At 55.3% G+C, this 11,055-nt stretch carries 7 protein-coding genes, 1 tRNA gene and 2 rRNA genes (1 of these 10 cut by a window edge); 4 read left to right on the forward strand and 6 right to left on the reverse strand.

The annotated features are described in order from the left end of the window. Positions 1-97 precede the first annotated feature (97 nt). Together STH12_RS17940 and STH12_RS17945 are read right to left on the reverse strand one after the other, a co-directional pair. Positions 98-2,221, reverse strand: a complete 2,124-nt coding sequence (locus STH12_RS17940; protein WP_126168823.1) for an MGH1-like glycoside hydrolase domain-containing protein — start codon at positions 2,219-2,221, stop codon at positions 98-100. Positions 2,222-2,314: 93 nt separating this feature from the next. Continuing rightward, positions 2,315-2,911 (reverse strand): YhgN family NAAT transporter, encoded by a 597-nt coding sequence (locus tag STH12_RS17945; protein WP_126168824.1) that lies wholly within the window; start codon positions 2,909-2,911, stop codon positions 2,315-2,317. A gap of 193 nt (positions 2,912-3,104) precedes the next feature. On the opposite strand from STH12_RS17945, the gene STH12_RS17950 reads away from it, so the two are divergent. The 4 genes from STH12_RS17950 to STH12_RS17965 all read left to right on the forward strand — a co-directional run bounded on the left by STH12_RS17950 (position 3,105) and on the right by STH12_RS17965 (position 6,831). Then, entirely contained in the window at positions 3,105-4,640 is a 1,536-nt protein-coding gene (locus tag STH12_RS17950) for a ZIP family metal transporter (RefSeq protein WP_126168825.1), read from the forward strand. Between the two features lie 84 nt (positions 4,641-4,724). Continuing rightward, positions 4,725-5,489 carry an NRDE family protein gene (locus STH12_RS17955; protein ID WP_126168826.1) on the forward strand — a complete coding sequence of 255 codons (765 nt, stop codon included), beginning with the start codon at positions 4,725-4,727 and terminating at the stop codon, positions 5,487-5,489. A 68-nt stretch (positions 5,490-5,557) separates the two neighbouring features. Further along, positions 5,558-6,118 carry a lysophospholipid acyltransferase family protein gene (locus STH12_RS17960; protein WP_126168827.1) on the forward strand — a complete coding sequence of 187 codons (561 nt, stop codon included), beginning with the start codon at positions 5,558-5,560 and terminating at the stop codon, positions 6,116-6,118. A gap of 89 nt (positions 6,119-6,207) precedes the next feature. Beyond that, the gene (locus STH12_RS17965; protein ID WP_126168828.1) at positions 6,208-6,831 is read left to right on the forward strand and encodes a LysE family translocator; all 624 of its coding nucleotides are present in this window, start codon (positions 6,208-6,210) and stop codon (positions 6,829-6,831) included. Here the strand turns inward: STH12_RS17965 and STH12_RS17970 are convergent. From STH12_RS17970 to STH12_RS17985, 4 genes are all read right to left on the reverse strand, one after another. Further along, a complete protein-coding gene (locus STH12_RS17970; RefSeq protein ID WP_418856631.1) occupies positions 6,821-8,035 on the reverse strand; it encodes a mechanosensitive ion channel family protein in 1,215 nt (404 codons plus the stop codon). The two genes, STH12_RS17965 and STH12_RS17970, sit on opposite strands and share 11 nt — an antisense overlap. A gap of 331 nt (positions 8,036-8,366) precedes the next feature. Further along, positions 8,367-8,443: transfer RNA gene (locus STH12_RS17975), tRNA-Asp, on the reverse strand. A gap of 23 nt (positions 8,444-8,466) precedes the next feature. Further along, positions 8,467-8,582: ribosomal RNA gene (rrf, locus tag STH12_RS17980) — 5S ribosomal RNA — on the reverse strand. Positions 8,583-8,719: 137 nt separating this feature from the next. Continuing rightward, positions 8,720-11,055 (reverse strand): 23S ribosomal RNA (locus STH12_RS17985); it runs 558 nt beyond the window's last position.

An 11,055-nucleotide genomic window follows, 5' to 3' on the forward strand; every position in this document is an offset into this window, starting at 1 on the left:
CAACAGCCCGGGAACAGAACATTAACAGCAGTCTTTTGCTGTCTCAATGCTGCTACACCGGTATCTGCAAGGTGTTCAGGCCGGGTTCAGCAAATTTTTACGGCTTGGGGCCGCTGAGCCAGCGCTGATGAATCAGCAGCAACACCGACGCCGACCAACTGAAGTTGGTGGCGTGCAGCGGCTCGCCGGTCAGTGGGTGGTAGTTTTCGTGGATAAGCGCCGTGCCCATAATGCCGATGCCACGCTGATACAGCGCCTTCGAAAGCGCGATGGCTTTATCCCGTTCGCCGTACCTGTCGAGGCCTTCGAGGGCAAAATACAGCTGATCCAGCCACACAGGGCCGCGCCAGTAATGTCTGGCATCGAAATGGGGGTTATCCTTGCTGACCGTTGGAAACGGAATATAGGTGCCGAAGCTGTCTTCGCCCAGCTGGGCGGCAATTTGCCGCTTGGCCTGCGCCTGACTGGCAACACCGGCCCACAGCGGGATCCAGCCTTCCACACCTTTGCCGGCCTGGATCAGAGGCTTACCTGACTCGCTGTCGATATCGTAGAAAAAGCCGCTGTCTTCATCCCACATCAGCTGACGAATTTGCTCGCCCAGCACGCTTGCCTGATCGCGCCAGTGCTGGGCTTCTTCAGCCATTCCCAAACTATCGGCAAGCTTGGCCAAATAGTGTTTCTCGGCAAACAGATAGGCGTTGAGATCCACACTCTCCTGGCTCAGGGAATAGCCAAGCAAATTGCCCTTTGCATCGCGGTTCTCAAGCACTTGCAGGCCAGATCGGTCATCAAAACGGGGAGCATTATCCATCCCCGACTCCCAGGCTGCCGCCTGCACAATCGCTTCGCGATCGGCCTTGCCGTCTTTCATATGGGCCGGATGCACATTGGCGCCATATTCCGCCAGGCCATTGCGGTTATGGTCGCGGTTGCGATACCACCACTGATGGTATGCCCGCAGTTTTGGGTACATACGCTTTACAAAGTCTTTGTCTGGGGCTTGATTGTTAATCTCCCAAACGGCCCAGGCCGACAAAGGTGGCTTTCCATTGCGCTCATTCCAGTTGCCACCATCGCCGCCTCTGTCGGGGCTGGGGTTATAAAAAATCGCATCGGGCAGACTGCCTGCATCCTGTGGCCTGATGGGATCGCCGGCACCAAACTGGTAATCAAACATGGCTTCGACGTTAGACTTGGCAAGCCCGCTGTCAAACCGTGCCAGCGCCACCGCCTGTTTCCAGCTGTCCCAGGCCCAAACGCCATTGAACCACTTGTACGAATAAGAAGGCGTAATGGCATCGCGCTTGATGGCACCGGCGGCCGAACGCCAGTTATGCGCCAACGTCATCAGCGCCTTGGCAGCCACGGCATCCAGTGCCTGGTCGCCTGCCGGAGTGAGCCGGGCAAAGCGCTGCTGCCAGCGCTGATGATTCGCTGCCAATTCGGCATCTACCCGTCCCCAATCGAGCTGCCAGCCGGTGCGCTCTTTGTCGGTGTGAAAATACCTGTGGGCGGTGCGAAACTGCCTGGTTTCTCCGGGCGCCAGCGTAATGGATGTGGTCGCTGTGTACCCCTTGTTTGGGGTCAACTCAAGCTCAGGGTTGTCTTCAAATACCAGCTGAAAACTGGCATCACTCAGCAGGAGATTCCAGGTGTCGCGCACACTCACCATGGGCCACTGCACAGAGCGGCTGCCCTCAACTGCGCCCAACACAGGTGCATGGGTCAGTGGACTCACCTTGTGCGCGGCAAAGGGGGCACCTTCACGCTTGAGCTGATACTGAATGCTTTTATCGGAGGTATTGGTGAGGCGCGTCGTGGCGATGGCGGTGCGGCTATCAAGGTATTCAAGCTCCAGCGCTAAGCTGGCGACCGGCCACTGCAACTGCTGAAACAGGCCCCAGGGCTCGCTGCGGGAACTGAAAGCGGCTGTTTCGGGCGCCTGCGCCACGCCATCGGCGGCCACCGACCAGACTTCAATGGCATCGGCGAGATGAATGCTGTATTCCTCGGCGATAATCATCGGCCCGGGAAAGCGGCCTCGGGCACTGTCGGTTGCCTGATGGTAGCCGTGCCAGGCACCAAGGTCGGTGTAAACCGCAGGCAAATACAGGTTACCGCGGTTATCGCGGCGCTCCGCCTCGCGGGGCACGCCTTCATAGGGCAGCAGATCGGTTCCGGGGAGGGCCAGAGCACAAAGCAGGAGACAAGCAGACATGGGCTTTTAGGGTATGGATACAATATCCAGATATTCGCACCCGGTTGGAAGCTTGGCAAGCCAAAACGCCTGCCAAGCTATGAGGATGGGCGTTTAACCTACTGATTTATTCAGATAGTTAGCTACGCCATCGAGGAACATTTGTACCGAAATCATCACCAGCACCATGCCCATCAAGCGCTCGACCGCCGTCAGGCCCTTTTCGCCGAGGATGCGGGTAAAGCCCTTATAAAACATCAAAATAAAGGCACTTACGGCCCAGGCAGACACCAGTGCAATAGTCCAATCCAGCATACGGCTGCTGTCGGTGTGGGCCAGCAGGATCAATGCAGCGAGAATAGAAGGACCAGCCATCAGCGGAATCGCCATCGGCACAATAAAGGGCTCTTCCCCGGCGGGCAGACCTGTGACGCCACCCGGGCTTGGGAAAATCATCTTGATGGCAATCAAAAACAGAATGATACCGCCGGCAATGCTGACCGACTCAGAGCGCAGATTCAGAAAGCTGAGGATAGCTTCGCCGGCAAACAGGAACATCAGCATGATGATCAGCGCGAACAGCAGCTCGCGGATCAGCACCTTACGACGCTTCTTCGGGTCGATATGACGCAAAATGGACGCAAAAATGGGCAGGTTGCCCAGGGGGTCCATAATCAAAAACAACATCACTGCGGCTGAAAGAATATCCATGGCGAATACTTATGGTGGCGAATCCAAAACTTTGAATATTGTACTGTGTTTCAGCGAAACTCACTTGGAAATTTAACATTTATGGCGAGTGACACCGCCACTTGAACCAGCAACAGTAAATTCCTGACAGGGCACTGCTCATTTAGCTCGCAACTGGTATACTACAGCGTTTTTCAAATCGCACCGGATCCTCATGTTTTATCTGCTTGCCAGCTGCATCGCCCTTCTTCTGGGCCCTCTGTGTTATCGCCTGATTGCCAACGGCAATGGGCTGCAGAAGGGGCTGGACGGCTTTATCTTCGTCTCGCTGGGCGGATTGGTGCTGATCCACATACTACCCGAACTGCTGGCCCATGGCGGTTTGCTGTCGCTGCTGTTTGTGTTTTTGGGGCTTTGGGGCCCCACTGCCAGCGAAAAACTGTTCCATCGCTATTCCGATTTAACCCACAACCTCACACTGATCCTGGGGATTGGCGGCCTGATGCTGCACACCATTACCGATGGTGGTGCCATGGTGCTGGCCACCCACGAAAGCGGCTCGGCGCTGCTGGCGCTTGGGGTTGTGCTGCACCGACTGCCGGTGGGCCTGGCCATTTGGTGGCTGCTTAAACCACAAATCGGCGCCCGTTGGACCCTGGTTATTCTGCTGGGCATGATGATGCTGACCGCCGTTGGCTTCTTCGGTGGCGAGCAAATCATCGAGCGACTGAGCCTCGAAAATACCGTTTTCCTGCAAGCCTTTGTGACCGGCTCCATTCTGCACGTGGTGCTGCACCAGCCCCATGGCCAGCCCAATGCGGGCGATAACAGCCACGAATATCAGGCCGGGATCGGCAGCCTGCTGGGCATAGTGCTGCTGTTCGTGCTGCTGGCGGTGGCCGACAGTGGTCATGCCCACGAACACCATCATGGCAGCGAGCAACTGCTGCACTGGCTGATGCAATTGGCCCCCGCGCTGCTGCTGGCTTATGCCGTGGCGGCATTGCGCTTTAAGCTGGGCATACGCCCTGACACCGACAAACCGGCCCTCGCCTGGCTGCAGCGGCTCGCTGGCCCCGAGGCCCTGGTGGTCACCGCCTGGATGCTTGGCCCTGTGTATGCACTGGCGCAGGCACTGGGACTCTTTTTGATTGGCACCCTGCTTAGCCAGGCGCGGATTGTGCCTGTGGATCCCCACGGCAAGCAGTCCGGCAATGCTCTTGGCTTTGGTTTCAGCCACTTGGTTGACCGCAGCGCTCCCTGGGTGCTGCTCAGTCTGGTGCTGGCAAATCTGATTGGTCATCCGTCGGTGCCCTTGTCCAACCCCTGGTTGCAACTGGCTGTACTGTTGGTGGTATTGCTGCCGATGCGCTTTTGTAATCTGGGCGGCACTGTACTGGCGATGTCGCTGGCCTACAGTGGCTGGTCTGCCCCGGCGGTGCTGCTGGCGCTCCTGGCCGCACCATGGCTCAGCATTCGTCAGCTGACGGGAATGGGCATCAAGCTACGAATAGCTGCCCTGGCACTGCTGGCGGCCCTGCTGCTGGTTGGCGCTCAACTAGCCCCTGAAGCTGCAACCCTGTGGCACCTGCCCCACGAGATTGAAATAGCTGCACTGACACTGGTATCGCTGCTGTTTGCCGCCAGTTTGCTGCGCCTGGGGCCGCGTAAGTTTCTGCGCCGCCTCTGGCATGGTCGCCTACCCAAGCCGCATCATCACGATCACGGCCATCACGGACATCATCACTGATCCCACTCAGTCCTGAGATTTCAGACTGTTCAAAACGCCGGGCTATGGTTAGGCTGAGTACATCACCGACCAACCGGCGCTGCTATGTGCATTCTGTTTATGGCGATTGGGGTTAACCCCGACTATCCGCTTATCCTCTGTGCCAACAGAGACGAGTTTCACCACAGGCCCACCGAACCCGCCCATTTTTGGCCACCAGAGCAAAACCTGCTGGCGGGCAAGGACTTGCTGGCCGGCGGCACCTGGCTTGGACTGAATCGCAGTGGCAGTATCGCCGCACTCACCAATATCCGCAGCCCCGCCGATCACAGTGACAATCGCCGAAGTCGAGGCGAGCTTATCCCCAAATACCTGTCAGGCGATGACGCCTTTATTCCCTGGCTTGAGAAACAAGCGCCAAGTTATAACCCGTTTAATCTGGTATTTGGGTCGGGTCAGGCCTTTTACTGCTTTAACAGCCTGCAACACAGTCTGGAGAAGCTCTCGCCCGGCTGTCACGCCATCAGCAACGGCGCCATGGATGATGTCTGGCCCAAGATGGCCAAAGGGCAGCAAGCACTGGAAGCCCTGGTCAGCGCTCCGGGAATGCCGGATGAAGCACTGCTGCTGGAAATGATGCGGGATGAGTCCCGCCCTGAAGATACCCGCCTGCCACAAACGGGCGTGAGCCTCGAATGGGAACGGCGTCTGTCGTCTATTTACATCCGCCATGATGAATACGGCACCCGCTCGACCAGCCTGATGCTGCAGGATACTCAGGGCCATATCAGCTTTACCGAAGTGCGTTACGATGGCAAAGGCCGAAACCTGGGAACCCAGCGCTTTAAGCTGCAAACCGCATCACAGTAGAAACAGAGGCAACCCGGGACGATTAAGGCTAGAATCCTCAAATAAACCAACAACAAAAATCGAGACTCATGTTTAAAGCATTTTGTCGCCTGCTGATGAAACTCACCGGCTGGCGCTTTGAGGGCGACTTACCCGCCCTGCCCAGTTACATCATCACTGTCGCGCCTCACACCAGCAACTGGGACTTTATCGTGGGCGTGATGGCCCGTGGCGCCCTGGGCGAGCGTATCCGCTTTTTGGGCAAGCATCAGCTGTTTATTCCCCCCTGGGGCTGGTTTTTCCGCGCCATTGGCGGCAGTCCGGTCGACAGGCGCAAAAACAACAATCTGGTGGATGCAGTAAGCGCCCTGTTCGAAGAAGACAGCCAATTCAAGCTGGCATTGGCCCCCGAAGGCACCCGCAGCAATGTTAGCCGCTGGAAAACCGGCTTTTACCACATTGCCGTAAAGGCAGGTGTGCCCATAGTCACCGTGGGACTGGACTTTGCCGAGCGCAAGATAGTGATAGCCGCCCCAAGGCCGACCACAGACGATATGCAGGCCGATATGGATGGCATCATCGAGTTCTATCGTGGCATTCGTGGCCGCTTTCCCAAGGCGATTCCCGATTATGTGCCCAGCGAAAAATAAGCGCGGCCATACCAAATAGACAATTAGTCTTTGCCTGAGCAGGCCGAACTGGCTATAGTTCGGCCAATCTTGTTTTTGTATACAATCCCATGAGTCCCGACACCTTTTTACTCTATCTTGCCGCCATATTGCTGATCGCCATATCTCCGGGCCCCATGGCCATGTTGTCCATGTCCCATGGCATGCACTTTGGCAAAAAGCGCTCGCTGGCAACCGCACTGGGCAGTGTATTGGCCGCCCTGTGTCTGATGTTGGCATCGGCAGCGGGGCTGGGCGCACTGCTGGCCGCAACCGAATACGGCTTTACAGTACTGAAATGGTGCGGCGCGGCTTATCTTTTGTATTTGGGTATAAAACTGCTGCTCACCAAAGCTCACCCAAGCGATATCAAGCTGGAAATGCCAAAAGGCAAAGGAACAGGTGCGGACCTGTTCAGACAGGCGTTTCTGGTGGGGATCAGCAATCCGAAAGACTTGCTGTTCTTTGCAGCCCTGTTTCCGCAATTTATCGATATGACTGCGCCGCAGGGGCCACAATTGGCCATTCTGGCTGGCACCTGGGCGGTGGTCGACTTCAGTTTTGTGATGATATACGCCAGTCTCGCCAGCATGCTGGCCCCCAAGCTCAGTGCCAGCAACCGCCTGCACTGGTTCGACAGAACCAGCGGCGGTGTCTTTGTCAGCCTGGCAGCCTTACTCGCTATTAAGAATTAGCGCGAATACTGCGAATATCCTGGCCAGTCGGGTTTTGGAACGCCCGTAAATCGAACTCTGGCAAGATGGCGAAGATGTGGTCGAAAATATCGGCCTGAATACCTTCATACACCACCCAGCGCGTATCGTTGGTAAAGATATAAAGTTCGATGGGCAAGCCTTCGGTGGTGGGCGCAAGCTGGCGCACCATCAGGGTCATACCCTTGTGAATTTTATCGTGGTGGCGCAAATACTCGGTTAAATAGGCCCTGAAGGTGCCCACGTTGGTTAGGCGCCGACCATTGACCATCACGTCCATATCGGCCACGTCCGCATTGGCTTCGGTCACTTCAGTTACCTTCTCAGGTAAATACTTCTTCAGCAGATTAATCCGCTCCAGCCGCGCTCTGTCGTCTTCTGTGAGAAAGCGAATGCTGTTGATATCGATGTTCAGCGCCCGCTTAATGCGACGGCCACCAGACTCAGACATACCACGCCAGTTACGAAACGCATCTGACACCAGCGCATAAGCTGGGATCATGGTCAGGGTGTTATCCCAGTTACGCACCTTCACCGTGGTCAGCGACACTTCTTCCACGGCACCATCGGCACCGTATTTATCCATCTGGATCCAGTCGCCCTTGCTCACCATGCGGTTGGCAGCAAGCTGAATACCGGCGACAAAGCCAAGAATCGTGTCCTTGAACACCAACATCACCAAACCGGTAGCCACACCCAAGCCGGAGAGAAAGATAACCGGAGACTGATCTGCCAGCACCGAGATACCTATGATGACGCCCACAAAGAACAGGAACAGTTTTATCAGCTGTACCACGCTCTTGATTGGCAACCGGCGGCTTATCTCGCGGGCATCAGCAATGTCATTCAGGGCATCGAGGGCCGAATAGAGGGCACGGATAAGAAATACCACCAGAGCCACATTGATCAGCCGATCAGCTAGATTCGCCGCCAACTTGTGTTCGGCCAGCACAATAGGCAACAGCAAATCCAGCACCATCACAGGCACCAGCATGGAGAGCTTTTCCAGCACCTTATGATTCATGAACACATCATCCCAGGTCACGCTGGAGCGCTGGATCACCAGGTTCATCGCCTTTACCACCCCGCGGCGGACTATCAGATAGGCGATAACGGCAATGATGAGCGATGCCCCCAACAAGGCAATCATGGAAAGTCCTTCTGAATCTTCAGGCCGCAGGCCCATAGATGTCAGCCAATTCACCAGTTCGAGTCTGTATTCCTGATCCACTGTCTTATCCCGACAAATCTCAATAAAGCCCGAGTGTAACATTCAAACCCGGCCAGACGGATGACGGAACGCAAAATCAGACAAACTGGGATGCACAGCGGTTGGCGGAGGGAGAGTTCAGAGACAATGGCAAGAAATCAGAAACGAAGAGCCCTCAAATCCCTATTTGCAAGCGCTTGCAGAGGCTTTCGGCTTAAGTTGGTGGTCGAGCCCCAAAGTGCGCAGCACTTTATGGAGCGATAAATACAAAAAAGCCCCGTCATTTCTGACGAGGCTTCATGTAAGTTGGCGGAGCGGACGGGACTCGAACCCGCGACCCCCGGCGTGACAGGCCGGTATTCTAACCAACTGAACTACCGCTCCTTTGGGCTAAGCCCAAATTAGGCGTCTGGCAATGACCTACTCTCACATGGGGAGACCCCACACTACCATCGGCGCTGCTCCGTTTCACTACTGAGTTCGGAATGGGATCAGGTGGGACCAGAGCGCTATTGTCACCAGACAAATTCATTATGTCCCCGCCTTTGGGCAAGAACATGCAATTCAGAAAGCTGATGCTCTATCGAGCCTGAGTTATCACTTCAATCAAGTCTGGTTTCTTCAAGACTATCTACACCATCTGAAACCCATCTGGGTTGTATGGTTAAGCCGCACGAGTCATTAGTACAGGTTAGCTCAACGCCTCACAACGCTTACACACCCTGCCTATCAACGTCCTGGTCTCGGACGGCTCTTCAGTGGACTCAAGGTCCAAGGGAAGACTCATCTTGGGGCTCGCTTCCCGCTTAGATGCTTTCAGCGGTTATCGATTCCGAACGTAGCTACCGGGCAATGCCATTGGCATGACAACCCGAACACCAGCGGTTCGTTCACTCCGGTCCTCTCGTACTAGGAGCAACCCCCCTCAATCTTCCAACGCCCACGGCAGATAGGGACCGAACTGTCTCACGACGTTCTGAACCCAGCTCGCGTACCACTTTAAATGGCGAACAGCCATACCCTTGGGACCGACTTCAGCCCCAGGATGTGATGAGCCGACATCGAGGTGCCAAACACCGCCGTCGATATGAACTCTTGGGCGGTATCAGCCTGTTATCCCCGGAGTACCTTTTATCCGTTGAGCGATGGCCCTTCCATACAGAACCACCGGATCACTATGACCTACTTTCGTACCTGCTCGACGTGTCTGTCTCGCAGTTAAGCTGGCTTGTGCCATTACACTAACCACACGATGTCCGACCGTGTTTAGCCAACCTTCGTGCTCCTCCGTTACTCTTTGGGAGGAGACCGCCCCAGTCAAACTACCCACCAGGCACTGTCCCTAGTCCAGATTCATGGACCGAGGTTAGAACACCAACACTACAAGGGTGGTATTTCAAGATTGACTCCACGAGAACTGGCGTTCCCGCTTCAAAGTCTCCCACCTATCCTACACATGTAGGGTCAATGTTCAGTGCCAAGCTATAGTAAAGGTTCACGGGGTCTTTCCGTCTAGCCGCGGGTATACGGCATCTTCACCGCAATTTCAACTTCACTGAGTCTCGGCTGGAGACAGCGTGGCCATCATTACGCCATTCGTGCAGGTCGGAACTTACCCGACAAGGAATTTCGCTACCTTAGGACCGTTATAGTTACGGCCGCCGTTTACCGGGGCTTCGATCATGAGCTTCTCTTGCGATAACCCAATCAATTAACCTTCCGGCACCGGGCAGGCGTCACACCGTATACTTCCTCTTGCGAGTTTGCACAGTGCTGTGTTTTTGATAAACAGTTGCAGCCACCTGGTATCTGCGACTGCCAGCAGCTTAAGGAGCAAGTCCCATCACCGCCAGCAGCGTACCTTCTCCCGAAGTTACGGTACCATTTTGCCTAGTTCCTTCAGCCGAGTTCTCTCAAGCGCCTTGGTATTCTCTACCCGACCACCTGTGTCGGTTTGGGGTACGATTCCTGCTAACCTGAAGCTTAGAAGATTTTCCTGGAAGCATGGCATCAACCACTTCAGTGCCGTAGCACCTCGTCATCAGCTCTCGGTATATATGTGCCCGGATTTGCCTAAGCACACTACCTACCACCTTAAACACGGACAACCAACGCCGTGCTGGCCTAGCCTTCTCCGTCTCTCCATCGCAGTTAGCAGAAGTACGGGAATATTAACCCGTTTCCCATCGACTACGCCTTTCGGCCTCGCCTTAGGGGTCGACTCACCCTGCCCCGATTAACGTTGGACAGGAACCCTTGGTCTTTCGGCGAGGGGGTTTTTCACCCCCTTTATCGTTACTCATGTCAGCATTCGCACTTCTGATACCTCCAGTGTGGGTTACCCCTTCACCTTCAACGGCTTACAGAACGCTCCTCTACCGCGTACACGTTATCGTGTACACCCGTAGCTTCGGTGAATTGCTTAGCCCCGTTACATCTTCCGCGCAGGCCGACTCGACTAGTGAGCTATTACGCTTTCTTTAAATGATGGCTGCTTCTAAGCCAACATCCTAGCTGTCTAAGCCTTCCCACATCGTTTCCCACTTAGCAATTACTTTGGGACCTTAGCTGACGGTCTGGGTTGTTTCCCTTTTGACGACGGACGTTAGCACCCGCCGTCTGTCTCCCGGATAGCACTCTTTGGTATTCGGAGTTTGCAAAGGGTTGGTAAGTCGGGATGACCCCCTAGCCTTAACAGTGCTCTACCCCCAAAGGTGTTCGTCCGAGGCGCTACCTAAATAGCTTTCGAGGAGAACCAGATATCTCCCGGTTTGATTGGCCTTTCACCCCCAGCCACAAGTCATCCGCTAATTTTTCAACATTAGTCGGTTCGGTCCTCCAGTTGATGTTACTCAACCTTCAACCTGCCCATGGCTAGATCACCGGGTTTCGGGTCTACGCCTTGCAACTAAACGCGCAGTTAACACTCGGTTTCCCTACGGCTCCGCTATTCGCTTAACCTCGCTACAAAACGTAAGTCGCTGACCCATTATACA

It is taken from the genome of Shewanella khirikhana, assembly GCF_003957745.1.
In the GTDB taxonomy this organism is placed as follows: domain Bacteria; phylum Pseudomonadota; class Gammaproteobacteria; order Enterobacterales; family Shewanellaceae; genus Shewanella; species Shewanella khirikhana.

What these genes read in the sequence shown, in the direction of transcription:
- STH12_RS17940 (WP_126168823.1), bottom strand. Translation starts at nt 2,221, where the DNA reads ATGTCTGCTTGTCTCCTGCTTTGTGCTCTGGCCCTCCCCGGAACCGAT.
- STH12_RS17945 (WP_126168824.1), bottom strand. Translation starts at nt 2,911, where the DNA reads ATGGATATTCTTTCAGCCGCAGTGATGTTGTTTTTGATTATGGACCCC.
- STH12_RS17950 (WP_126168825.1), top strand. Translation starts at nt 3,105, where the DNA reads ATGTTTTATCTGCTTGCCAGCTGCATCGCCCTTCTTCTGGGCCCTCTG.
- STH12_RS17955 (WP_126168826.1), top strand. Translation starts at nt 4,725, where the DNA reads ATGTGCATTCTGTTTATGGCGATTGGGGTTAACCCCGACTATCCGCTT.
- STH12_RS17960 (WP_126168827.1), top strand. Translation starts at nt 5,558, where the DNA reads ATGTTTAAAGCATTTTGTCGCCTGCTGATGAAACTCACCGGCTGGCGC.
- STH12_RS17965 (WP_126168828.1), top strand. Translation starts at nt 6,208, where the DNA reads ATGAGTCCCGACACCTTTTTACTCTATCTTGCCGCCATATTGCTGATC.
- STH12_RS17970 (WP_418856631.1), bottom strand. Translation starts at nt 8,035, where the DNA reads ATGGGCCTGCGGCCTGAAGATTCAGAAGGACTTTCCATGATTGCCTTG.